This is a genomic window from Niallia circulans NBRC 13626, from assembly GCF_001591585.1.
GTDB classification, from domain to species: domain Bacteria; phylum Bacillota; class Bacilli; order Bacillales; family Cytobacillaceae; genus Niallia; species Niallia circulans.
In genome coordinates, this window is record NZ_BCVE01000008.1 from 178,512 (window position 1) to 200,394 (window position 21,883).

The 21,883-nt window shown below is 34.0% G+C and carries 28 protein-coding genes and 1 pseudogene; 10 read left to right on the forward strand and 19 right to left on the reverse strand.

Annotated features, from left to right (window positions below; genetic code table 11):
• Positions 1-50: 50 nt before the first annotated feature.
• The 5 genes from sirA to yneA all read right to left on the reverse strand — a co-directional run bounded on the left by sirA (position 51) and on the right by yneA (position 4,303).
• Positions 51-491, reverse strand: a complete 441-nt coding sequence (gene sirA, locus BCI01S_RS12525) for a sporulation inhibitor of replication protein SirA (protein WP_047944816.1) — start codon at positions 489-491, stop codon at positions 51-53.
• 184 nt (positions 492-675) lie between these two features.
• The gene (tkt, locus tag BCI01S_RS12530; protein ID WP_047944817.1) at positions 676-2,682 is read right to left on the reverse strand and encodes a transketolase; all 2,007 of its coding nucleotides are present in this window, start codon (positions 2,680-2,682) and stop codon (positions 676-678) included.
• 185 nt (positions 2,683-2,867) lie between these two features.
• A complete protein-coding gene (locus BCI01S_RS12535) occupies positions 2,868-3,101 on the reverse strand; it encodes a DUF896 domain-containing protein (protein WP_047944818.1) in 234 nt (77 codons plus the stop codon).
• Between the two features lie 205 nt (positions 3,102-3,306).
• A complete protein-coding gene (locus tag BCI01S_RS12540; RefSeq protein ID WP_047944819.1) occupies positions 3,307-3,969 on the reverse strand; it encodes a YneB family resolvase-like protein in 663 nt (220 codons plus the stop codon).
• Between the two features lie 22 nt (positions 3,970-3,991).
• Entirely contained in the window at positions 3,992-4,303 is a 312-nt protein-coding gene (yneA, locus tag BCI01S_RS12545) for a cell division suppressor protein YneA (RefSeq protein ID WP_047944820.1), read from the reverse strand.
• A 156-nt stretch (positions 4,304-4,459) separates the two neighbouring features.
• Here yneA and lexA point away from each other — a divergent pair, with 156 nt between their 5' ends.
• Positions 4,460-5,080 (forward strand): transcriptional repressor LexA, encoded by a 621-nt coding sequence (gene lexA / locus BCI01S_RS12550; protein WP_047944821.1) that lies wholly within the window; start codon positions 4,460-4,462, stop codon positions 5,078-5,080.
• A 225-nt stretch (positions 5,081-5,305) separates the two neighbouring features.
• Here the strand turns inward: lexA and BCI01S_RS12555 are convergent, their stop codons facing one another.
• Together BCI01S_RS12555 and BCI01S_RS26215 are read right to left on the reverse strand one after the other, a co-directional pair.
• On the reverse strand, positions 5,306-5,776 hold the full coding sequence (locus BCI01S_RS12555; RefSeq protein WP_047944822.1) for a YbaK/EbsC family protein: 471 nt from the start codon (positions 5,774-5,776) through the stop codon (positions 5,306-5,308).
• 153 nt (positions 5,777-5,929) lie between these two features.
• Positions 5,930-6,058 carry a hypothetical protein gene (locus tag BCI01S_RS26215; RefSeq protein ID WP_268874835.1) on the reverse strand — a complete coding sequence of 43 codons (129 nt, stop codon included), beginning with the start codon at positions 6,056-6,058 and terminating at the stop codon, positions 5,930-5,932.
• A gap of 145 nt (positions 6,059-6,203) precedes the next feature.
• On the opposite strand from BCI01S_RS26215, the gene BCI01S_RS12560 reads away from it, so the two are divergent.
• Both BCI01S_RS12560 and BCI01S_RS24765 read left to right on the forward strand, forming a co-directional pair.
• The gene (locus BCI01S_RS12560; RefSeq protein ID WP_047944823.1) at positions 6,204-6,767 is read left to right on the forward strand and encodes a CBO0543 family protein; all 564 of its coding nucleotides are present in this window, start codon (positions 6,204-6,206) and stop codon (positions 6,765-6,767) included.
• 76 nt (positions 6,768-6,843) lie between these two features.
• A complete protein-coding gene (locus tag BCI01S_RS24765; protein ID WP_082138457.1) occupies positions 6,844-6,993 on the forward strand; it encodes a DUF4021 domain-containing protein in 150 nt (49 codons plus the stop codon).
• Positions 6,994-7,043: 50 nt separating this feature from the next.
• Here BCI01S_RS24765 and BCI01S_RS12565 read toward each other — a convergent pair whose 3' ends face one another.
• The 6 genes from BCI01S_RS12565 to BCI01S_RS12590 form a co-directional block, all read right to left on the reverse strand.
• Positions 7,044-7,520 carry a (2Fe-2S)-binding protein gene (locus tag BCI01S_RS12565; protein WP_047944824.1) on the reverse strand — a complete coding sequence of 159 codons (477 nt, stop codon included), beginning with the start codon at positions 7,518-7,520 and terminating at the stop codon, positions 7,044-7,046.
• Positions 7,520-8,344, reverse strand: a complete 825-nt coding sequence (locus BCI01S_RS12570; protein WP_061798972.1) for an FAD binding domain-containing protein — start codon at positions 8,342-8,344, stop codon at positions 7,520-7,522. Before BCI01S_RS12570 ends, BCI01S_RS12565 begins: the two co-directional genes overlap by 1 nt.
• Positions 8,334-10,661: a xanthine dehydrogenase family protein molybdopterin-binding subunit gene (locus BCI01S_RS12575; RefSeq protein ID WP_061798974.1), complete on the reverse strand. Its 2,328-nt coding sequence runs from the start codon at positions 10,659-10,661 to the stop codon at positions 8,334-8,336. Before BCI01S_RS12575 ends, BCI01S_RS12570 begins: the two co-directional genes overlap by 11 nt.
• 580 nt (positions 10,662-11,241) lie before the next feature.
• Positions 11,242-11,766, reverse strand: a complete 525-nt coding sequence (locus BCI01S_RS12580) for a YfiT family bacillithiol transferase (protein WP_061798976.1) — start codon at positions 11,764-11,766, stop codon at positions 11,242-11,244.
• 40 nt (positions 11,767-11,806) lie between these two features.
• A complete protein-coding gene (locus BCI01S_RS12585) occupies positions 11,807-12,649 on the reverse strand; it encodes a GNAT family N-acetyltransferase (protein WP_061798978.1) in 843 nt (280 codons plus the stop codon).
• Positions 12,650-12,691: 42 nt separating this feature from the next.
• The gene (locus BCI01S_RS12590) at positions 12,692-13,273 is read right to left on the reverse strand and encodes an LOG family protein (RefSeq protein WP_061798980.1); all 582 of its coding nucleotides are present in this window, start codon (positions 13,271-13,273) and stop codon (positions 12,692-12,694) included.
• Between the two features lie 311 nt (positions 13,274-13,584).
• Between BCI01S_RS12590 and BCI01S_RS25630 the strand changes: the two genes are divergently transcribed.
• The 3 genes from BCI01S_RS25630 to BCI01S_RS12595 all read left to right on the forward strand — a co-directional run bounded on the left by BCI01S_RS25630 (position 13,585) and on the right by BCI01S_RS12595 (position 14,434).
• The gene (locus BCI01S_RS25630) at positions 13,585-13,743 is read left to right on the forward strand and encodes a hypothetical protein (RefSeq protein ID WP_167555731.1); all 159 of its coding nucleotides are present in this window, start codon (positions 13,585-13,587) and stop codon (positions 13,741-13,743) included.
• A 199-nt stretch (positions 13,744-13,942) separates the two neighbouring features.
• Positions 13,943-14,044 carry a YjcZ family sporulation protein gene (locus tag BCI01S_RS24770; protein WP_141231624.1) on the forward strand — a complete coding sequence of 34 codons (102 nt, stop codon included), beginning with the start codon at positions 13,943-13,945 and terminating at the stop codon, positions 14,042-14,044.
• Between the two features lie 279 nt (positions 14,045-14,323).
• Complete coding sequence (locus BCI01S_RS12595) at positions 14,324-14,434, forward strand: YjcZ family sporulation protein (RefSeq protein WP_061798981.1); 111 nt, start codon at positions 14,324-14,326, stop codon at positions 14,432-14,434.
• 118 nt (positions 14,435-14,552) lie between these two features.
• On the opposite strand, the gene BCI01S_RS12600 is transcribed toward BCI01S_RS12595, so the two are convergent.
• From BCI01S_RS12600 to BCI01S_RS12610, 3 genes are all read right to left on the reverse strand, one after another.
• Positions 14,553-14,864, reverse strand: a complete 312-nt coding sequence (locus BCI01S_RS12600) for a CotD family spore coat protein (protein ID WP_047944831.1) — start codon at positions 14,862-14,864, stop codon at positions 14,553-14,555.
• A gap of 402 nt (positions 14,865-15,266) precedes the next feature.
• Complete coding sequence (locus tag BCI01S_RS12605) at positions 15,267-15,488, reverse strand: WYL domain-containing protein (protein ID WP_047944832.1); 222 nt, start codon at positions 15,486-15,488, stop codon at positions 15,267-15,269.
• Positions 15,489-15,802: 314 nt separating this feature from the next.
• Positions 15,803-16,060 (reverse strand): hypothetical protein, encoded by a 258-nt coding sequence (locus BCI01S_RS12610; RefSeq protein WP_061798983.1) that lies wholly within the window; start codon positions 16,058-16,060, stop codon positions 15,803-15,805.
• Between the two features lie 340 nt (positions 16,061-16,400).
• Between BCI01S_RS12610 and BCI01S_RS12615 the strand changes: the two genes are divergently transcribed.
• On the forward strand, positions 16,401-16,991 hold the full coding sequence (locus BCI01S_RS12615) for a hypothetical protein (protein ID WP_047944834.1): 591 nt from the start codon (positions 16,401-16,403) through the stop codon (positions 16,989-16,991).
• A gap of 89 nt (positions 16,992-17,080) precedes the next feature.
• Here the strand turns inward: BCI01S_RS12615 and BCI01S_RS25260 are convergent, their stop codons facing one another.
• A complete protein-coding gene (locus BCI01S_RS25260; protein ID WP_156485423.1) occupies positions 17,081-17,218 on the reverse strand; it encodes a hypothetical protein in 138 nt (45 codons plus the stop codon).
• A gap of 302 nt (positions 17,219-17,520) precedes the next feature.
• Here BCI01S_RS25260 and sda point away from each other — a divergent pair.
• Both sda and BCI01S_RS12620 read left to right on the forward strand, forming a co-directional pair.
• Positions 17,521-17,622: pseudogene (gene sda / locus BCI01S_RS26355) on the forward strand (sporulation histidine kinase inhibitor Sda); the annotation flags it as partial.
• A gap of 572 nt (positions 17,623-18,194) precedes the next feature.
• Positions 18,195-18,725, forward strand: a complete 531-nt coding sequence (locus tag BCI01S_RS12620; protein ID WP_061798986.1) for a GNAT family N-acetyltransferase — start codon at positions 18,195-18,197, stop codon at positions 18,723-18,725.
• Between the two features lie 154 nt (positions 18,726-18,879).
• On the opposite strand, the gene BCI01S_RS12625 is transcribed toward BCI01S_RS12620, so the two are convergent.
• On the reverse strand, positions 18,880-19,491 hold the full coding sequence (locus BCI01S_RS12625) for an undecaprenyl-diphosphatase (protein WP_061799002.1): 612 nt from the start codon (positions 19,489-19,491) through the stop codon (positions 18,880-18,882).
• Positions 19,492-19,964: 473 nt separating this feature from the next.
• Entirely contained in the window at positions 19,965-20,120 is a 156-nt protein-coding gene (locus tag BCI01S_RS25265; protein ID WP_156485424.1) for a hypothetical protein, read from the reverse strand.
• Positions 20,121-21,338: 1,218 nt separating this feature from the next.
• On the opposite strand from BCI01S_RS25265, the gene BCI01S_RS12630 reads away from it, so the two are divergent.
• Positions 21,339-21,881, forward strand: a complete 543-nt coding sequence (locus tag BCI01S_RS12630) for a ferritin family protein (RefSeq protein WP_156485425.1) — start codon at positions 21,339-21,341, stop codon at positions 21,879-21,881.
• Positions 21,882-21,883 lie beyond the last annotated feature (2 nt).

Sequence of the window (21,883 nt, forward strand, 5' to 3'; positions counted from 1 at the left end):
GTACTAGACCAGATAATATTATACAATATCTGTTACAGAATTTCTCCATTTTAGACAAAATTTCTTTCCTTAATTGGTTTTAACCAGCCAAATCGGCCATTTTCCACATCAATTGCTAAGAAAGAAGGTTCGTATTTCCGAATAATTTCAAAGAAAATGGATTCCGCATCATAGTAACCCTTTGCTTCTATAAATAAAGAATTATCTTTTATCGTTAATGTTGCACTGCTTAAATTTCCGTTTTCAATATAAAAAGTACCATCTTTATATTGGAAGCTCTTGTTTCTCTGTAAAGCGGAGTATAGTTGATTTTCGATCATCCATCTAGAAATAGGAAGCGTAATAAAATCCACTTGTTTTTGCAGTATCTCCTTTAATGGTCCATCGTTTGTTTTAGTATGGTCCGAAAATAAATTGTAAAACAAACGTTCTCTACCATTATAGTGAATAGCGATTTTTTCTTTAATTAAATACAATTGATATCTTCTCATACTGAATCTTCACCAACCTGTCCACTTCTTTTCCTTCTATTATAAAGAAGGATATCTCCAAGATGTGTCTCAAGGTGTTAAAAAAACAGACTTATTTTGTCGAACGAAGAAAATAGGATGGAATGGAAAATGCGATTCCCCCCATTGGTTGGTGAAGAATCCTTTTCCAGCCATCCTTGACGAGTTAACTTTCTAGTAATGATTTTAACCGTTTGACCACATTGGACACTGTAAATCCATATTCCTCTAGTACTTTATTTCCTGGCGCAGATGCTCCAAATGTTTCGATTGAAAGAACATCTCCTTCCTCTCCAACATATTTATGCCAGCCGAGAGAACTTCCCATTTCGATTGCTAATCTTTTCTTTACGTTTTTTGGAATAACGGCCTCTTTATATTCTTTAGATTGCTGTTCAAAGCGGTCCCATGCTGGTAAACTGACAACAGAAATATTGATTCCGTCTTTTTCTAATTCTTTTTGTGCTTCAACTGCTAAGCCAACTTCTGAACCTGCTGCTATTAATAATGCATCAGGGGTTTCCGTTTTAGAAGGAGAAATAATATATCCACCTTTCGATACACCTTCGTATGCATTATCTTTTGTCCCTTTAATAGTCGGTAAATTTTGTCTAGTTAAGACTAAAGCAGTTGGCTTATTTGTAGACTCAAGTGCAATTTTCCAAGCAGCAGCTGTTTCGTTTCCATCCGCTGGACGAATGACAGAAAGATTAGGCATTGCTCTTAAAGAAGCTAATTGCTCAACAGGTTCATGAGTTGGTCCATCTTCACCTACCGCAATACTATCATGTGTGAAAACATACGTTACTGGTAGTCCCATCAAAGCAGCGAGACGGATCGCAGGTCTTAAATAATCAGAGAATACAAAGAAAGTACCACCAAATATTTTTAATCCCCCATGAAGGGCAATTCCATTCAAAGCTGCGCCCATCGCAAATTCTCTAACGCCAAACCATATGTTTCTTCCTTCAGGCGTTTCAGGAGTAAAATCCTTTCCTCCCTTAATCATTGTATTATTACTTCCAGCTAAATCGGCAGATCCTCCAAGTAAAAATGGCAGCTCTTTTGAAATGCTATTGATTACTTCTCCGGAAGAGGCACGACTTGCTAGACTGCTGCCTTCCTCATATACAGGTATTTGACGATCCCAACCTTGTGGTAAAGTATCTGCTAGAGCAGTTTTTAATTGTTCAGCTAGTTCCGGAAATTCCTTTTCATAATTTGCAAAAAGTTCTTTCCATTCCTGTTCTTTTTTCTCACCATTCATTAAGACTTTTTCTTTAAAATGATTATAAACTTCCTCTGGTACATAAAAGTCTTCATCAAACGTCCAATTATAGGCTTCCTTCGTTAATTTTAACTCCTCAGCACCAAGTGGAGCTCCATGAACTAATGATTTTCCAGCTTTATTTGGTGCACCAAAACCAATAATCGTTTTCACTTCAATTAATGTAGGTTTTGATTGATCTTTCTTTGCTTCTTCTATTGCTTTTGCAATTTGGTCAGTATCATTACCATCATCGACACGAATATATTGCCATCCATACGCTTTAAATCGCTGTTCTACACTTTCGGAAAACGATTTGTCCAAATCACCATCTAAAGAAATATCGTTGGAATCATATAGCACAACTAATTTCCCTAACTGTAAATGTCCAGCTAGAGAAGCCGCTTCTGCAGATACTCCTTCCATTAAGTCCCCATCACCACAAATACTGTATGTAAAGTGATCGACAATTGGATAATTATTTTTATTATATACACCTGCCAAATGTTTTTCTGCAAGTGCCATACCAACGGCCATCGCAATTCCTTGTCCTAAGGGTCCAGTTGTAGCATCCACTCCTGCGGTATGTCCATACTCTGGATGTCCTGGTGTTTTGCTTCCCCACTGTCTAAACCCCTTTAAATCATCAAGGGATAAATCATAGCCTGATAAATGTAATAAGCTATATAGTAAAGCAGAGCCATGTCCTGCAGATAAAACAAAGCGGTCTCGATTAAACCACTCTGGATTTTTAGGGTTATGATTCATAAAAGATGTCCATAAAGTATAAGCCATCGGTGCTGCACCCATCGGCATTCCTGGATGGCCTGATTTAGCTTTTTCGATTGTGTCAATAGAAAGTGTTCTAATTGAAGCAATAGATAAATGATCTAATTTTGTATTCAATGTTCAACATCCTCTCATTTTCTTGATTTTAGTAGCCAATATGATTCTTTTTCTATATATGTACACTAGAAAGAAGCACCACTATATAATTTCGACATTTATTTTGTATTTTACCCATAAATTCCTTTAGAAAACATAAAAAAACCTTAACATATAAATGTTAAGGCTAGAGTTAAAGGGAAAAATTAGTGTAATTTCTTTTTATTTTGAATATCTTTAATCTTTTGAGGTGTTACATCCGTTCCATTTGGATCAAGAATTTTTACATTTTCAATTGTATTTACCATAGTTGAACGAAAATTTTTTAAATAATCTGCGCGTAATTTTGTTTGTTCTTTTGCTTCTTCAAGCGTTAAGCCTGTTTCCTTTTTCTTTTTTGCAAGTTCATTTATACGATCAAGTTTATTTTTAGGATACATATTATACTCCTTTTATTAAATTTTTCATGATTGTGTGATAAGATAACTTGTCTTACCATAGTCAATAACGCACTAACTGTGTGTTTTAATTTAAGCTGTAATAAAATAAAAAAGCCCAGTTTACTTGTAACTGGCTTGATGAAATCCATTATAACATAAATAAAAGCAGTTTCCTATTGAAAAGACTGACATGAAGATTTCTGCATTACTTTTCTTTTCTTTGCTCTATATAGTCTTGATATCTCCTATGAATAGTAGCTTTAGAAAAGCTATAGCCTAATCCTTTTAATGTAGAAGTTATTTCTGCAAAAGTTAACCCATTTTGCTTTAATTTCACCACTTCTTCAATAGGAACATCTATCTTCTGCCTTCCTGAATGATCTCCTAAGTTTTTTAAGTTTCTATCTGGGCGATATCCATTTTCTACAGCTCTTTTCATTCCTCTTTTTATTTTTAAATTATGTATCTTTCGCTGATATTCTTCTACAATACTTACAATTTTTAATACCATTTCATCTGCTTCAGAAAGTGTAAGTTCTCCAGAAGAGGAAACACTATAAACTTTAATATTTTCCTTTAATATACAATGTAAAATCGCTATTCTAGCATTTCCCCTGCCTAATCTTGTCTCATCTTGTATAAGAATAGACGAAATATCCTTTTCCTTTATCCGCGATAAAAGGTCCAATAATCCTTCTCTATCTAAATCGTATCCACTTGCTCTTTCGGAGATTATTTCTTTCACTTCAAAGCCCATTTTACTTGCCAATTGTAATAATTCCTCTTCCTGTCGCTCAAGAGAAGTAGTCTGTTCTTCTTTATCTGTACTTACTCGACAATAGATAATCGCATTCTTTTCCTTATTCATTACTATTATTAGTCCTTTTCTATTATTCTGATGCCAACATTAGTTGATGATCCTCTTCACGTACTGGGATGAGTATTTCTTTTCCTGCCGAAATACTATTTGCAGAGATATTGTTTTGTTGTTCTACCCATTTAATAAATTGTTTTTTTGACATATTATAAGAGCCTGCATATTCATTAGATATTTCCCAGAGAGTTTCCCCATTTTTCACAGTAACGGATACATATTTGCTAGAATCTGCTTCACCCGTATTAATTACAATTATAATACACGCTATAAAACCACAAATTAAAAGAATAATAGTATATGAATATTTTTCCCACAATTTAGACATCTATAATTCCACCTTTTTTTAGAATGTATGTTCGTTTATGAATCTAGTTTAATACGAACAAACGTTTCCTGTCAACAATAAAATAGAACTTATGTTTGTATCCTATTCTTAAACATGCTATAATTATGACAAGAATAAAATAACGAGGTGCATATAATGCAGAAGCTTTCAAAGAGGCAATTAGACATACTAGAATACATAAAAGAAGAAGTAAAGCTAAAAGGATATCCCCCTTCTGTACGTGAGATTGCAGAAGCTGTTGGTCTTGCATCGAGCTCTACGGTTCATGGCCACTTGGCAAGATTAGAAAGTAAAGGATTAATTCGTCGAGATCCAACGAAACCTAGAGCGATTGAGATTTTGGATCTTGAAGAAAGCAATATACCAAAATATAATATTATTAATGTGCCTGTGGTCGGAAAAGTAACAGCGGGTATGCCTATTACAGCAATTGAAAATGTAGAAGAATATTTTCCACTGCCTGAAAGATTAGCACCTAGTGACGAACAAATATTCATGCTCGAAGTTATGGGAGAAAGTATGATTGAGGCTGGAATCTTAGATGGTGATTATGTAATTGTAAGGCAGCAGCATTCAGCTAATAACGGAGATATAGTAGTGGCAATGACAGAGGAAGATGAAGCTACTGTTAAAAGATTCTTTAAAGAACGCGATTTTATTCGCCTTCAGCCAGAGAATAGCACAATGGAACCGATTATCCTGCGAAATGTAAGCATTCTTGGAAAAGTAATTGGTGTATATCGTCATATTCAATAATATTTAAAAGTAGAATGGAAGACTGGAAATAGAGAAGGTTTATCACTATGTGGTAAGCCTTCTTTAACTATGTAATTCCCTTAAAAGCTACTAAATCCTTCTCATATTAAAATTCTAAAACATGTTATTGTGATTATATTGCGCGATTATCCTTTTAGCTAATAAATAAAAGAAATTTGCATCTATTATCCCTACTTTATGTTCAAATAATTTATTTTTGTTCTATCACTCCCAATCTTTACATACATCCACCCACTCCACTGCATTTCCGTAGATATAAAGTTCTTCATTGGTTAATTCAATAGCTGAATTGCTGCTGCCGCAAGCTGGAAAGACCGTACTAAATCGCTTCAATGATTCATCCAAATAGACAGGTAAATCTTCCGTTAAACCAAAAGGACAAACACCGCCTACAGCATGACCAGTTTTTTCTAAAACTTCTTCTGGTGAGAGCATCCTTGGTTTTTCCGAAAAAGCTTGTTTAAATTTTTTATTATCAATTTTGGCATCACCTGCTGCAACAATTAATATCGCATTATTGTCCTTACGAAATGACAATGTTTTTGCAATTCTTTGTGGTTCTACCCCTAATGTTTCAGCAGCCTCTAAAACAGTTGCACTAGATGTTGTAAATATTCGTATATCTTTCTCTCTATTCCATTTACTTAAATATGCTTGTACATTTTCTAACGACAATGATGGCCACCCCTTAAAATTTTCTTAATATTATAAATATATCACTTAACTGTTCTCAGCTCAAATACTGTCACCCTTATAAAATAAAAAAGAGTCCTCTAACTAACAAAGGACACTTTTTATATTGTGTGGCCACAATATAATATAAATGGATTAGAAAGTAATTAGTTTTTTTAATTCCTTAAACCCAATAATATAGCTTGCTGCAATTAGCGCATTAATAAAGAGGATATAAAATAACCCAATAATATAGACTTTGTATTTTTTCCACTTTTTTTTCACGTCTTACCCCACCTTTATAGCTATTAATATCCTCTTTATTGGTAAATTTATGTATACAAAAATAATACTAATAAAAATTTTTCCTATACTCATACTAATTTTATAAAATTCTACTTTAAATCAAGGATAAAAAGTGGTGACATACATGTTTAGTTTTATCTTACACTATCCCAGCAATATTGAAATCGAACAAGAAAAAGAAAAATTAACCCACCTTTCCATCGATCATTGGTTGCAGCATGACTTTTTATCGCCGAACTGGTGGATTCTATTTCTCGCAACCATTATTCCTTATTTTATTTGGTGGAAACTCGTGGATAAAAATCGTTTTTTTGAAATTTTTTCTTATGGAATGGTGTGTGCCACTTTTTGCATGCTCCTTGATGTTATTGGTACTGAGTTTATGCTATGGAGCTATCCAGACAAAATTATCCCCATTATCACCCCTCTAATTCCTGCTAATTTGGTCATCATTCCGATATCAGCTATGATTGTCTATCAATATTTTAGTAATTGGAAACACTTTATGTTAGCAACTTTAGGTTGGTCGATTCTATTTTCTTATATTATTGAACCATTATTTATACTGCGAAAAATGTTTGAATTAGGAGAACATTGGTCCCATACAAGATCCTTTATTGGTTTTATCATACTTGGATTTATCTTGAAAAGTATTTTTGAAAAAATAAAGAAGACACTTCCTAATTAGCCTTTTCTTTTTCATCACATATAATTTTCATTTTTTCGCAAACTAACAAAAGTAATAACCGAAAAAGGAGTGAACAATGATGAAAGATCCTAATGGAAAAGATACAAACCTGCAAGATCGATTAGGTCTAGATGAAGATGAACAAGAAATGAATGGTTTATATGGTATGGCGGAAACAAAAGAAGAAGACGTGCGTCATAACTCGAATACTCAATTAAAACAATAAGTAAAAATGCCCCTGCAGCATACATATTAGGACTACAGGGGTATTTAAACTTATGTTTTCTTTCTTTCTATCGCTTTTAACATTGCAGTTTCAATTTCTTCATAACTTGTACAGCGACATATATTCGATTCTAGCCATTCTTTTATTTTTTCTTTATTAGGATTTTTTTCATTTAGTAGCAGTGCATGGCCGTTCATAATAAAACCTGATGTACAATACCCGCATTGGAAAGCAAATTCCTCGATAAATGTTTGCTGAAGAGGACTATTCTCTAACCCTTCGATTGTTACTACTTCCTTTCCGACTGCTTCCATTGCAAGCATTAAACACGATTTCATCGCCATTTGATCGACCATAATAGTACAAGCTCCACAATCTCCATTGAAACAGCCAGGCTTAGATCCAGTTAAAAATAGATCTTCCCTTAATACAGCTAGCAAAGTTTTATTTGGAGGAATGACTACTAAATGATTTTGCCTGTTGACACGCAGCTTCATCGTCTGCAAATTAGGTTCTTTCTCTCCCATCAATCTACCTCCAGTCGTGCTATTACTTTTTCTAAAAGATCTGTAAGAACAAATATACGGTACTCCTCTGATCCTTCCACATCATTTAAAATGGGAGCAGGCAGATGATTTACGATTTGATCGATACGTTCTTGCCGACTAAGCATTCGATTATTCATTATGTTTTCTAATGTAATGGAACGGAACGGATATGGGCATAAGCCACTAAAGGCCATTCGAATTTCACCATCTATTTCTAAAGCAGCAATTGTAATTAACGGATAACCGGTTTCCCATTGCTGTCTCACTTTAATGGCAATATACTCACGAGATATGTACCTTTTTTCAATAAATGCCTGCACAAATAATTCTCCATTTTTAAGCTGTAATTGCTCATGAAAAACATCATGAATATATTCTGTTCTCAATCCATTTTTGCCAGCAAGCACTAGAATGCTGTCTGTCAAAAGGAACGGTAAAACAGCCTCTCGATAAAAAATAGCACCGCAAATATTCCCCCCGACTGTTATCTTATTTCTCGCTGTATGATCGGCAATTTCTTTGCAGATATCTGTTAATAATGGAAAATGATTTTGATCCTCTATTTCAGTTAGAGTGAGACAGGAACCATAAACAAGATAGTCTTCTTTCAGCTGATGAACAAGGCAAGCTGGAATATCTTTAATATCAATGGCTACATCAATACTTAACTGTTGAATTCTTTGTAATGTAAGGATTTCTGTACCACCAGCGTAATAAGCAGGTTGTCGATTTTCCATCTTGGTTTTGGCAAATTGCGCTAATGCTTGATCGATAGTTGAAGTCTTCCAAAATTCAAAACCCATGTGCTCCCTCCTTTGTCTGTCGCCAGATGGATTCTGGAGTCAAAGGCAACCGGGTCAATTCATGATTAACTGCTTTGGAAAGCGCATTTGCTATTGCTGCAGGAATACCAATCAAACCATGTTCTCCTGCCCCTCTTGCTCCAAAGGGCCCTTCTAAATGAGGAGTTTTAATGATTGCTACCTCATAATTGGGATGTTCGCCAAACCTTAGTGGTCGATAGGTTCGTAATTGCAGATTAAGAAGCCTGCCATTCTTATCAAAGTAAAATGCCTCCCTTCCTGCCCATGCAATCCCCATACTCATTGCTCCTTTTATTTGTCCCAGCGCTCCTTTGTAGTTCAATACTTCGCCTATATCCATAACGGTTATCGCTTTAAGAATTTTGTAGCGAAATGTTTTTGTGTCTATCTCTATTACGACACCTTGTGCTGCGACCGCCCATTCAGGACCAGGATTCCCTGCACCAGTTTCAGGGTCTAAATTCGTTAATCCAGTAAGTGAATAGCTTCCATTTGCAATAATTTGCCCACCTATAGAATTGCCATCTGGATAGGTGTATCCATATACTATATCTTTAAACGGCACTAATTTTTGGGGATTATCTCGTAGATATACTGTTTCATTAGCAACCTCTATGTCATCTTCTGAAGCCCTTAATACAATTGCGCCCATTTTTTTCAGTTGGCGAATAGCATCATCTGCTGCAGCCATTACTGCTCTGCCGGCCATTAACGTACCTCTGCTTGCTACTGTCTTCCAATGTTCTGGTTCTGTTTGTGTATCTACGGTCATTCTTACATGAATTCTCTCCACCTTCATTTTCATCTTCTCTGCTAAAATTTGTGCCAAGACCGTTTTTGTTCCCGTACCTATTTCCACTAATCCGGACATAAGATTGATGCTCCCATCGGAATTAAAGGTAAGAATAACACCTGAACTGACGCTAGGACCAATAGTTGAATTTTTCCAGGTGCATGCGATTCCTTTTGCACGTACTTTATTAGGGGAAATTTCTTCTAATTGTCCTTTTTCCCAATCCATTAATTCATGTAATCGATCAATGCATTTTTCAATATTTCCAACTTTACTGCTTGTTAATAACACTTGTGTTGGTGTGGTATCACCAGGGCGGATTGCATTTATTCTGCGAAACCGAAGAGGATCCATCCTCACTTTTTTTGCCAGCATATCCATTGCTCTTTCAAAAGCAAAATGTACCTCTCCATGACTGAAGCCTCTATAAGGAGCAGGATAAGGATGATTGGTATATACACATAAAGCATCACACCAAACATTCTCTATGTTATAAGGTCCTGTACAATCAACTGCCCCAGCTGTACTAAGGTGTGGTGATTTATCAGCATACGCTCCCCCATCAAATACATATTTCAGTTTTGCAGCGGTTAGTTTTCCGTCCTCTGTACAAGCGAGTTGTATGGTTGCTTCTAGACCGATATGTACTGGTGAAACTGCAAAATCTTCTTCTCTTGTATTAAATAGACGTACTTTTCGCCCGCCGACTGCTCTTGATGCAATAAAAGCAAATATTTCAAGCTGTACAGATGCTTTGCCACCATAGCCACCACCAACAAAGGGAGTTTCTACAACGACCTTTCCTGTTTCCACCTTGAAATCCCTGCTGATAATCTTTTTCACCATATAAGGGGCTTGAGAGCTGGTTACAATTCGGACAATCCCGCTTTCCAAAATTTCACAGAGAGCGGCCCTTGTCTCCATTGCGGCATGATCTGATAAAGGAATGGAAAAATGAGATTCTATTTTGACTTCCCCTTCCTGCAGACCAGCCTGAATATCCCCTTTTCTGATTTTAGTATGATTGATAATATTCGTTCCTTCTACCGGGTATATTCCTTCGTCTTTTGTATAATCAAGCAAATTTTCATGAACAAGTGGCGCGTTTTCTTCTAAACCCTGTAACGGAGAATTTACCACTGGAAGAGGGTCGTATTCAATGTGGATAAGCTGTGCTGCTTTTTTGGCAATAGAAATATTTTCCGCTACAACTAGCGCAATGACTTCCCCGTAATAACGTACTTTATTGAATGCAAGGGCAGGTCGATCAATTACTTCCTCCCCAATTAAAGGAAGATTATCTCCGAGAATAATCGCTCGTACGCCATCTAGCCTTTGTGCTTTCTCTATTTCAATAGAGCGAATATTTGCATGAGCATACGAGCTTTTCACCATTTTCACATGTAAAGCATCACTCGCTAGGTAATCAGCGGTATACCTTGCTCTCCCTGTTACTTTTTCGAGGGATTCTTTTCGAAAAACACTTTTTCCAATATACGTCACAGTGCCCCTCCTCTTCTTTTCCCCGATATTATTCTAGAATAGATTTTATGAGATCATTCAAACATAAAAAACACGGTCAATTATATACAAATCTCTATATGTATATGATTTTATTTTCAAAATATAGATGGTGTAAGCAAAAAACAGGAAATTTTTATGAAGGGTTGAGGAAAATCCGTTAACCATCCCTCTTGTCTACTGAAGAAAATAAACAAATAGAGAACAGTCTATAAATTTAGTAATGGTTAATGAGGAGATGGCTACTATATAATAGTTAAGTGGTTCAAACAATATAATTGAGTACTTTTTTATTCTGTAAGAAAATTTCACCATAAATGTAAGAATAAACAAAGTAACCGGAATACACATAAAAAAATTGCCCAACAAGACGTAAGAGCCTGCAAGCATAAACCAATCGTGGCTGACACGATCCTTCTGTATTCCGGCTGCGATTCACATCGCCATTATCTTTGCAAAATCTATTTAAGCAGATAAATGAAATTAAATTCGTCCTTTTCGGAAAACTATTCAGATTCAAAGAATCCCTTGTTTACAGAGTGTAAGCTTTCCTACTATCTTCTTAATCCCACCCCATCTTTTTACATAAATTGATAATGTGAGCAAGATGGTGACGACCATGCCAGGCGTACGTTCCCACTAATAATTCAATCGACTGCTTTCCATTTTCAGGATGAAAAAATTCTTTTTTCCTGTCTTCTGTAGAAAGAATGGCTCGGAGTAAATATGTCCATCTTTCATGAAGGGAAGAAAGTAATTGGAGCGAGATAGAAATAGGTAGTGCAGAATCGGAGAGCTCTGCCCATTGTGCTTCTTCATACGGTTTAATCGTTGGCTCTTTTTCTGTTATAGTTAACTTTGTTCTGATATATGCATTCATATGGCTATCTGCTACATGGTGCACCACTTGACGAATTGTCCAGCCGCCATCTCGATATGGAGTATCTAACTGCTCCTCCTTTAAAGACACAACTGCTTTTGCAAGTTTATCAGGATACTCCTCCAATTCTGCAAGCCACTGTTGTAAGACTTCTTCGGTAATTTCATCTTGCCATTCAAATAAGCCAATTGGATATTTTTCATCCATATTTTATTCCTCCTCATCGACGTTTTAATTTTGGAACAGCTTATTTCTCCAAAAATAGTAAGATAGAATCTATCTTTGGCTCATATCCAATTTCCATGTAAATCTTATTGGACGTAGGATTTGTTATATCCGTATAGAGACTCGTAGAGGAAAACCCAGAGGATAATAATCGTTGTGTAAGCTCTGCAACACAATTTGATGCATACCCTCTTTTTCGGAATTCCTTTGGTGTATAAACAAAATTTATCGTTATATTATTTTTCGTCGGTCTGCTTGCATTAGCCATGCTGACCACCTGATTATCTACTTCCCAGAAAGCAAGCCGGTTGCTTTCAATTAGTTCTTCTGCCCGTTTAGCAGCTTGGTCGATTTCCAGCGGCTGATTGACCGAAACTGCGAAATCGTAAACCCATTGCTGGATGATGGCCTGATCACTTTTATCCGCCCATCTAAAAATACCAGTTTGATCTGCCTTTTTCTTTAATTCCTTCAATTGATAAATACGTTGATCCATCCCAAGGACAACTTTTAAGCTGCGCAAAGAGGCAATATGCATCGCTATTTCTTCTACAATTGCTTTATCTCCAATTAACCCTGGAATTTCGGTGATGCTTTCATGAATCAACTTGCTGATAAGTGGTAAATCATTAGGCGAAATCCTTTCAAACACAGCGACTATGATTTGTTTTGGATGTGTCTGCAATAACATAAGAATAGGTTGTTCATTATCATATAAGCCGGCCATTACAGTTGGCTTCATATCCTGATTAGCATTCATTAAAATTCCAAGAGGCAACCCATTTACTGCTTCGTCTTTTTCTAAATGTGGAATCATCACTTTCTTGAAATCTTCTAAATCATAAAACTTCTGTACTAGATACATAGCTGTTCTACTCCTATCATGAATATTTTAAGGGATAAAAAATTACGACTGACTTACTTCAATGAACGTTTTAATGGCTGGCGGGGTGTATGTAGTGAATTGATCAAGTAATTGTTTTGGATTAACATCAACTATCGCTATAGAACGGTATTGCTCTTGCAAAAATTCCGCATCCGCCATATGATTAATTAATCCCACAAGTGGATCGTAATAATGATTAATATTCAAAATCCCTAAAGGTTTTTTATGTAATCCAAGCTGAGCCCAAGTAAATATCTCAAAAAATTCTTCCATTGTTCCTGCCCCGCCTGGAAGAGTAATAAAGCCATCTGCAAGCTCTGTCATTTTCGCTTTTCGTTCATGCATGGACTTAACAATAATCAACTCACTTAAAGCTGGATGTGCTATCTCTTTTTCTTGCAAAAAGTCTGGAAGCACACCAATTACTTTTCCTCCTGATTCCACCACACTGTCTGCAATGGCTCCCATTAAACCTACGCATGATCCACCATATACAAGTTCTAATTTTCTTCTTGCTAATTCCTTCCCTAACGCAATTGCTTCTTCCATATATATTGGAGAAGCACCTGTACTTGAACCACAGAACACAGCAATTCTTTTCATCATGATCCCTCCATTTTGAGAATCGTGCAATTTTCTATTCACTACCTTAGTTCAACTAATTGATAAGAATGTTGAAAATGGAAAATTTTTCTCCTTCCTATTATTCTAACTGGATTATCGGCTTAAAAGAAGTCTTATTTTTACTAATTTCCTAATATATTTTTATGATTTTACTTAGATTCATAGCACAGAATAAACAGAAACCTAGTTTTTTAAAAAAAAAAATGAAAAAATAAGTTTATTTGCTTTCAAAATTGGGTAAGTGGAAAAGAAACCATATATAAGTATACCTAATATCAAGGAGGTTTATAATGGCAGAAGGGAAGGTTTTGTATAAAGGCAGAGTGTTCAAAGTTTTATTTTGCTATGATACAGGTTATTGGGAAATTAGGGATATTTATAATGTTTTTAAAGTTGAACTTGTACATAATTCACAGCTTACAAAGTTAGAAGATGTCTGCACACAATAGTTTAATTTTTTTTGATGAAATTAGAACAGTTTTATATTTAGATATAATAGTAAGCGCTATCTAGTTATCTCCCCCTAGATAAATCCCTTTTTAGGGTTATTGATCATTTTACATATTTAACGTTTCTTAATGAACTTGTCCACACCATAGTCGGTTACTTTCATATCATATAGTAAATCTATAGATGGAGGTGACTGATATGTCTGAATATGGAGGCGGATCTGGAAGAAACTTTGCTTTAATCGTCGTATTATTTATTTTATTAATTATCATCGGTGCATCTTATGTAGGCGGTTATTAATAAAGATTGCGAAAAGGCTCAAGAATTGGTATATGTGTGCATGGATATGGCCTTTTTCTTCAATTAAGCAATATATGACTAACACAGCCTTCCATAACCACATAATGTTAGCCTCTTCTTGAGGCTTTTTTGCTTTTATGGAGAATATCTATTCTATTATTTATCAGTGCAAGTTCTTTAATGAAAATGCCTTTTGTTTTTCCTATGTGATTCTTGTCCATTCACTCTTATACATGCTTACATAATATATATTGTAACTAGTAGAAGGAGGTGGCATAAATGTCAGAATATTACGGCGGTGGCAGCGGTTACGGAAGTAACTTCGCTTTAATAGTTGTCTTGTTCATCTTGTTAATTATCGTTGGAGCTTCCTTTTTAGGAAGTTATTAATCCGTAAAAAGAAAGCACGCTTTGTGCTTTCTTTTTCTATGTCCTTCTTTTTGAAATACAAACCCTCTATATACAAAAAGAGCACCTATTTTCAACAGGTGCCCTTTTCTCCTTACCATTAGAAGAATCTTCTTCTTGGTCTGCAATTATTTGAGTTATTGATATCAGATCCACAATCAAAATCTTGTACTACTGTTTCGTTTACTTGTCTTTCTGTTACAGGGAAAAAGTTTTCATTACGGACTACCGTTCTATTTACATTGATGATTTCTGTTGGATGAATATTACGGATTCTGCGTTTATTTGTTGTTGTACGTACAACCGTTTTAGTTGGATGGATGATATCTTCTACTGGGGAAACACGATTAGAACATTTATTGCAATGTTTGTTATGAGCTGAACCACCAACATTATTATTATGACGACCCATTCTCTATCACTCCTTTCAATTATTGAATTTCACTTACAATATATACTATGGAAGGAAACAATGCTTGTTCGAGCTTTTATACTATTCTTTGTCAAAATATGCAGAACTACTAAGAATAAAGTCTATTACTAGAAACGCGGATAATATGTATAGTAAATATGAATATTTTTAATAAAGCCAAACACATAGAAATCGGAGCATTTTATAATATTAGCAAACAAAGCTACTGATTCACTAATTAGAGCAAAAGCTTATAGTTTCACAATCTAATATAATAGATACCCATTTTTATAGACAGAACGATACAAAGCTGAAATATCTTTACTGGCTCCTACATCCATGCCCAAAATTCATTTTTATCTAGTTCATAAAATAAAAAGCAATCTCCTCAAGAGAAAGCTTCTAAGCATACAATGGATATGTCTTTTTAACAAAGGAGGCTGCTAAGATGGAATCCAACTTGAAAATGCGTGGCTGCTTCTTTTTTAGACAATAGGCCTTTATGTATGTGTCTGTGACTCCATACACCAGAATCGTACGCTGGGAGACAGCATTATCCTTTTTCACATAGATAATCTCAATTGGTCTTTTTTCTTTCCGCGCTTTTTCTAATTGCTTTACCATCGTTAACTCCTCCTTCTTTCTTATTATACAAGAACATTTGTTCTTAATCAAGTTATTCACGAACGAATGTTCTTATTAAAAAACTTTTTACTCTTCCAGCGAACATTGTATTATCTTTACTGTTAGAAACTCATTTTAATGAAGACAACCAACTTTCCACATAACAAAGAATAAGATAAAGCAAAATCATGTTGTATGTTTTTTATATTTTTCAAAATGAAGGCGCTTAATATTTATTAATAAACTCCCAAAGAATTTACCCTTCTTTCTTAAGAAGTTAATTTACATCGAACGCTTATTCCATAAAATATAGCTTATTTTCCAATATAATGTAAGACTGTCGGAATACTAAATGAGAACAAAATAATTAAACAAAAAAGTGTGCTGATTAACAAATAGCTATTTGCAAACTTCCCAGACAAAGTAACCCCTTTCAGTTTTGAAAATAGGACAACTATTAAAAAGATTAAGATAGGTAAAAATGAAAATATTACTGCTGCTAATAATGCAGCAGCTAATTGAAAAAACACTAATCCACTCATATATGTAAAAAGCACCTCCTCTTTTTCCATGATTACACTCGTACTATATGATAGATAATACGATTTATTACTTGTTTTCATGAGAACAAGGTTTTCTAACAAAGAAAAGAATAGCCGTTTCTCTTTCCTGTGATACCGTTTACAAAACTAATTATATAATTTCTAATTTCCTCTTATTTACTTATTATCTATCTAATTTATTATACCATTGTACTAAACAAATTTTTGATACTTACTCCCTTTTATAATGGAATAATAAACGCCTATTTCTAATATTTAGAGGTTTGTCTAGATCCGGAAATAATTATTATGATTTTATTGTCATGAGACTACCTCTAGTTAAAATAGCTTTAATTAGGAGGTGTTTCCATTGATTAAATTATTTAGAAAACGATGGATGCTCTTTGATCAAGTAGTGAAACCTTATAAACCTTATGTTACGGTTGATTATGGTGTCATATCTGTATCTCCAAATGACATTATCGGACTTTCTACACCCGTTAACCAAGTAAAGAACAGCGATAAAATTAAAGATCTTCGAAATTCACTGGAACAAAAGGGCTGGCATGATGAATGTCCTGCCGATTTACATTTATATAGGCTTCCGAATGGGAAATATACAGTTGCTTCAGACGGGAATCACCGTACCTATTTAGCCAATCAACTGGAAATACCAAAAATAAAAGCACTGGTTTCACTCCTTATTCCAGAAGGCTATATCCCAGAAAATATCAAAGCAAAAATCGAGGAATATGAACAGAAGGAAAAGGCATACCGTATAGAAGCGGAAAAGCTTAGTAAATCATTGCAAAGTCTTGGAGAAAAACAGAAAAAAGCAAAAGAAGAATTCGCTTATAAAAACTTCTGCAAACTAATAGATGATATGTATAGTAAACGACAATATACGCTCCTTGCATTTGCCCGTTTTTTAAATTTAGTACCAAATGAAGCAGCGGACTAATCCGCTGCTCTTGTGATTACTTCCCTTTGTACTCTTCTTGGTAGACAAAGAGACTATACACAGACCATATTAATAGTCTCCTTAAACTATTATGCTTTTACAGCATCATGATGATGATGGTGATGTTTTTCTTTGTGGTGTTTACCAATAGTGATACTATATTCTGCATTAAAAGGAATATTTAAAATAGTAACAGTTAAATCAACACCGAAAATTGTAAATGGCATAAATTTCACCCCTTTATTAAAAAAATACCTCCAAGCAATCAATTATTTTAATTGCTTGTCCTTTCCCTATATAGTATGAAACGGTGAGACAAATGATTGTGCTATTAATAATTTTTCTATAAAGTAAACCATAAAAAAGACAACTTTATAAAGAAATCAGCAGAACCGCCTTTACTTAAATGTAGTTTCTTGATTTCCCTTATAATTAGTTTATATTGCTCTAATTCGGATGAATATACGAAAATTACCAATTAAAGGAGATTGCAAGGATGGAATCGTTAAGAAAATGAAGTAAGGATAACTTATTTACCGCATACTATTCTGCTGTAAAACTTAAATTATCAAATGAATTTGTAAAAATATTAAAAAATGAAATCACAAAAAAAGACCTCACTAAACTTTAAAAAGATGAATGGTACTTACTTTAATAAGAAGTATCATTTTTTATTATCTTCCTTTCTCTCCAATCTTAATTTGTAAAGATTTGTGTATTTAATAAAATGAAGCAAATATCGGATAAAATAACAGAATAATGTGATAATAATAAAAAGGAGGGATATAACGGCAAATAAGGGGCTATCCCTTGAGACTGGCACAAGGATTCCAACCATACAAAAGAGAAAGTGCGTTGAAATCATCCGCTGGCTTAATACACAACGCTACCATGAAAATACTTTGGAACCGTAGCCCTCTTCCGCTTTTGTCCAAGCTCTTTTTTCTCTTTCATTAGCAGTATTACCATTCATCAAATGTTAACATATTCAGCTGTTAATCCTATCAGCCTCCACCCTCATTAACCTCTTATCCTTTTCCAAATACCAATGTACTTTTTTCAATAAATATAGTTTTTATACTTTTATTTCTTTCTCATAACAGTCTTGTTATAATAAAAAAAGATTCATATGAAGGGACTGAATTATGCACAGATATCAATATATAACCCCAAACTAAACTTTATAAAATGGAGGGAAAAATATTGATTACAGAATTACACACTACAAGACTATTATTAAGAAAAATGAGAGCCTCAGATTCAACTAGTTTATTTCCGATTTGGTCGGATCCTGAAGTGACAAAATTTATGAATATCGACAGTTTCACAGAGGAAAGTCAAGCTAAAGAAATGATTTTTTTCTTAGATGAGCTATCAAAGGAAGATAAAGCCATTCGCTACGCCACCATTGAGCTGGAATCAAACCAAATTATCGGCTCTTGCGGCTTTAATTTTATTGATTTTGAGAATGAGAAAGCGGAAATAGGATACGAATTAAGCAAACTCTATTGGGGACAAGGATATGCCAAAGAAGCAATTTCATGTTTAATTCAATCTGCTTTTACTGATTTACACCTAAATAGAATAGAAGCTAAAATTGAACCTGATAATATTAATTCAATCAAACTTATAGAAAAATTATCTTTCACTTACGAAGGAACTTTAAGAAAAGCGGAAAAGGCTAAGAATCGTTTTATTGATCTTAGGTTGTATTCACTTTTAGCTACAGATTAATCAAATTCCTTCAAAAGCAGAGTGATATATCATGCTCAGCTTTTGAAGGATCATTTATGTTTCTTCTGCTTTCAAACTTCTTTTAGCCAATAAGCAATGGCCCCTAAAAAGAGGCTTACTTTATTTTCTTCCCATATTATTACTGTAACAACCGTTATATATCCCTTGAACTTTTATTTTTTGAAGAAAATTTCCTATTAAGCCATTGTTCCAAATCCTCATAATAGGCTAAAAATTGATTAGTCAACTTTAATTTCGGTAAAGTCACATAAACTAAAATGGATGACATTGCCGCAATGATTGCCCCTACCAAAACATCCATTGGATAATGAACGCCTACCCATATACGCGATACCCCGACAATAAAAGCAAGCATAACCCATATCAACCAAAGCCCTCTTTTAAATAAATAAAAGGATAGACAAATGGAAAAAAATAAAATTGTATGATCGCTTGGAAAAGAATTATCCACAGCCTTTTCAATCAATTTATTTACATGTAATAACTCTTCAAAAGGTTGATAATTTGAATGTAGTATTCCAGCTATTTTCCCTCCAATTTCTGCAAATATGAAACTAACCATGGCGCAAAATACCATCATCCTATTTTTCTTCTTGCTATTGAACCAAAGCATCAAAGTTACAATAGCTAAGCAATACACCATATACTCGGCAATGAATATCATTGGTATATTCAAAAAAGTGTATTGCTTTCCTAAATCATTAATGTACCTAAATAAATGAATATTAACCTCTGAAAAAATCATATCTACCATAATCCTCTCTTTTGATATACTATGACTTTAATTTAAGGTAATATATAAATTTTCTCCTTCAAATTAGATAACATTGTGCCTTATAAACGAACAGTACTGTAATTTAAGTGTGACAATTATGTTTGATTTATACTGAATTATTCAAAAGAGAGTAAACAAAGGACGTTATTTTTCAGCTGCAGCTTGATCTTTTTCCTCCTTTGAATGAAACACAGCAAGTATTACATATAATAAAAAAGACTTGATTATAAAAATATCAAGTCATAAAGGATCGAATATAAGCATATGGACACCAAGGTGATCTGTCTCATGAGAAGACAAACAGAAAAGCTACATATTTTTATTGATGACTGAAATTGTACCTAAATCCACATGGAGGAACTGCAATAATGTAGAAAGTGGTATAAAATCCTCTTTGGAGTTTCTTTGCATGTAAAAAGCATCCACTGGATGCTTTTTATACTTTAAATCCTATTTACTATTTCTGAATATTTTTTAAATAATTCTTCAATTTCTTCTGGCCTTATATCATCTCCAAAAAAATCTGCCTGTTTCACATGTAAGGCTAGTAACTCCATAATCATATCGTACTTATTTCTTCCAGTAGTTTTTAACTCCATCTTTGCACCTCCCTCCCTTTCATTATTAAAGAAAAGAAATTAATGGACAATCTATATATTTCGTCATTTTTCGACATAAATCTTCTTACCTATTTTTTAAGGTTGATTCTAAAAGGTGCTCGCAATTAATGGGGAAGCTGCAGTATGTTACGATTAACAAGGTAGTGGGGAATTGATACGATTTCTTGTATAAAACAATTATATATGCATTTCACATTTTTCTTTGCCACCACATTTGGTTATCTTATGTAATACTGGGAAAGTAGCTGTCTTTGTATACTCTAATCTTTTTTTATGTTAGGGTAAAGCTATCATTAAAACTAAATTTCATATATCAATTATTTAATTAAGGACATGAATTTATTTTTTTTGAAATAAAAAACAAAGGATGATTTGTTGAATAAAATAATAACGTTCCGCCAAAAGGTAATATACAATGGTAGAATTCACTTTTGCTTTTCAGATTTTGATGAAAATGGGCTCATAGAAATAATTGATCCAAAAACGAAATCAATTTTCTTAACACAACTTGAATGTCTTATATATAGGGTAAAATAAGCTATCCATTTAACTTGATTGTTTTTTCATGCTCTTACACTTCCTTTTCCTTGCGAACATTTTTCAACTGCACTGTTTCCCTTGCCTTTTTTCTAATATTAATGTTTTTGCTGAAAGTAGAATCTTGGCTTGTAGTATTTGCTGCTACTTCCTTTACAAATCAGCATCATCATTCAAATTATTAGATATAGGAAAAATAAAGAAATATTATATGGATAAGAGGATACTGAATTTCCTAACTGAATCTATTTCACTTCTTCTTTATCTCACAAAGAAGGATGTGTTCCTAAACAAATTCTACCTTTCTCCGACCTTACTAATAATACTTATAAATGGACAGTAAGACAAGTTAAGGTAGTAAACTAACAAGCAAAAGCCCTAACGAAAGGTTGCTTGCTAATTCTTTATTTTCTAATAAATTAATACATTGATGCTTATTAATCTCATAAATAGCCTCTTTTTGTTCTGCTTCTGTCTGACAAAACCCATTTTCATTTTAGACAAACATTTTCTGGAACAAATTAACATAAGATATCTAAAAGTAAAAGGAGGTAAACTATGTCTTCTGAAGTTATTACAGGGCTTGACGGTCCAATATATCACGGCACTACATTTTTTCAAGCTGGTCCTTGGAATCAGCCTTTGCATTGCCAGAATAATATGTGTCATGTTCACTATTCCCACGGAGTTATCAATTTGAAATATCCCCCTTATCATTCAACTACTTATCCTTATCCACAATTTCTAGGATCTTATGTTCCAGGTGTACCAGGTTTTACTACGCCTTTTCACGCTCATTCTAGAAATAATTCTTATTCATTCATTGAGAAGGCAATTGATGGTGAGTATTCTGCCATTTCTTGTTACCAGCATCTGATTAACCTAGCACCATCAAAAGAAATCAAGGAAAGAATCACGGAAATTAGAAATGATGAAATGCGACACTTCAGAACTTTTTCGAATTTATATACACAATTGACGGGGAAGAACCATCAACCCAAAATGATAGGAAATTGCCCAAAACAGTTTAACGCTGGAATAGACTTTGCATTTAAAGATGAACAAGAGACCGTTGATTTTTACTTAGAGACTGCCTCCAAAACTGATAATCTAAAAATTAAAGAAGCATTTATCAGAGCAGCCCATGATGAACAAAATCATGCAGTTTGGTTTCTTTATTTTTTAAATAAACGCGTAAGCTAGGA

Coding starts and splice junctions, on each gene's coding strand:
- sirA (WP_047944816.1), bottom strand. CDS start 491: ATGAGAAGATATCAATTGTATTTAATTAAAGAAAAAATCGCTATTCAC.
- BCI01S_RS12535 (WP_047944818.1), bottom strand. CDS start 3,101: ATGTATCCTAAAAATAAACTTGATCGTATAAATGAACTTGCAAAAAAG.
- BCI01S_RS12540 (WP_047944819.1), bottom strand. CDS start 3,969: ATGAATAAGGAAAAGAATGCGATTATCTATTGTCGAGTAAGTACAGAT.
- yneA (WP_047944820.1), bottom strand. CDS start 4,303: ATGTCTAAATTGTGGGAAAAATATTCATATACTATTATTCTTTTAATT.
- lexA (WP_047944821.1), top strand. CDS start 4,460: ATGCAGAAGCTTTCAAAGAGGCAATTAGACATACTAGAATACATAAAA.
- BCI01S_RS12560 (WP_047944823.1), top strand. CDS start 6,204: ATGTTTAGTTTTATCTTACACTATCCCAGCAATATTGAAATCGAACAA.
- BCI01S_RS24765 (WP_082138457.1), top strand. CDS start 6,844: ATGATGAAAGATCCTAATGGAAAAGATACAAACCTGCAAGATCGATTA.
- BCI01S_RS12565 (WP_047944824.1), bottom strand. CDS start 7,520: ATGGGAGAGAAAGAACCTAATTTGCAGACGATGAAGCTGCGTGTCAAC.
- BCI01S_RS12570 (WP_061798972.1), bottom strand. CDS start 8,344: ATGGGTTTTGAATTTTGGAAGACTTCAACTATCGATCAAGCATTAGCG.
- BCI01S_RS12580 (WP_061798976.1), bottom strand. CDS start 11,766: ATGGATGAAAAATATCCAATTGGCTTATTTGAATGGCAAGATGAAATT.
- BCI01S_RS12585 (WP_061798978.1), bottom strand. CDS start 12,649: ATGTATCTAGTACAGAAGTTTTATGATTTAGAAGATTTCAAGAAAGTG.
- BCI01S_RS12590 (WP_061798980.1), bottom strand. CDS start 13,273: ATGAAAAGAATTGCTGTGTTCTGTGGTTCAAGTACAGGTGCTTCTCCA.
- BCI01S_RS25630 (WP_167555731.1), top strand. CDS start 13,585: ATGGCAGAAGGGAAGGTTTTGTATAAAGGCAGAGTGTTCAAAGTTTTA.
- BCI01S_RS24770 (WP_141231624.1), top strand. CDS start 13,943: ATGTCTGAATATGGAGGCGGATCTGGAAGAAACTTTGCTTTAATCGTC.
- BCI01S_RS12595 (WP_061798981.1), top strand. CDS start 14,324: ATGTCAGAATATTACGGCGGTGGCAGCGGTTACGGAAGTAACTTCGCT.
- BCI01S_RS12600 (WP_047944831.1), bottom strand. CDS start 14,864: ATGGGTCGTCATAATAATAATGTTGGTGGTTCAGCTCATAACAAACAT.
- BCI01S_RS12605 (WP_047944832.1), bottom strand. CDS start 15,488: ATGGTAAAGCAATTAGAAAAAGCGCGGAAAGAAAAAAGACCAATTGAG.
- BCI01S_RS12610 (WP_061798983.1), bottom strand. CDS start 16,060: ATGGAAAAAGAGGAGGTGCTTTTTACATATATGAGTGGATTAGTGTTT.
- BCI01S_RS25260 (WP_156485423.1), bottom strand. CDS start 17,218: ATGCCATTTACAATTTTCGGTGTTGATTTAACTGTTACTATTTTAAAT.
- BCI01S_RS12625 (WP_061799002.1), bottom strand. CDS start 19,491: ATGATTTTTTCAGAGGTTAATATTCATTTATTTAGGTACATTAATGAT.
- BCI01S_RS25265 (WP_156485424.1), bottom strand. CDS start 20,120: ATGGAGTTAAAAACTACTGGAAGAAATAAGTACGATATGATTATGGAG.
- BCI01S_RS12630 (WP_156485425.1), top strand. CDS start 21,339: ATGTGTCATGTTCACTATTCCCACGGAGTTATCAATTTGAAATATCCC.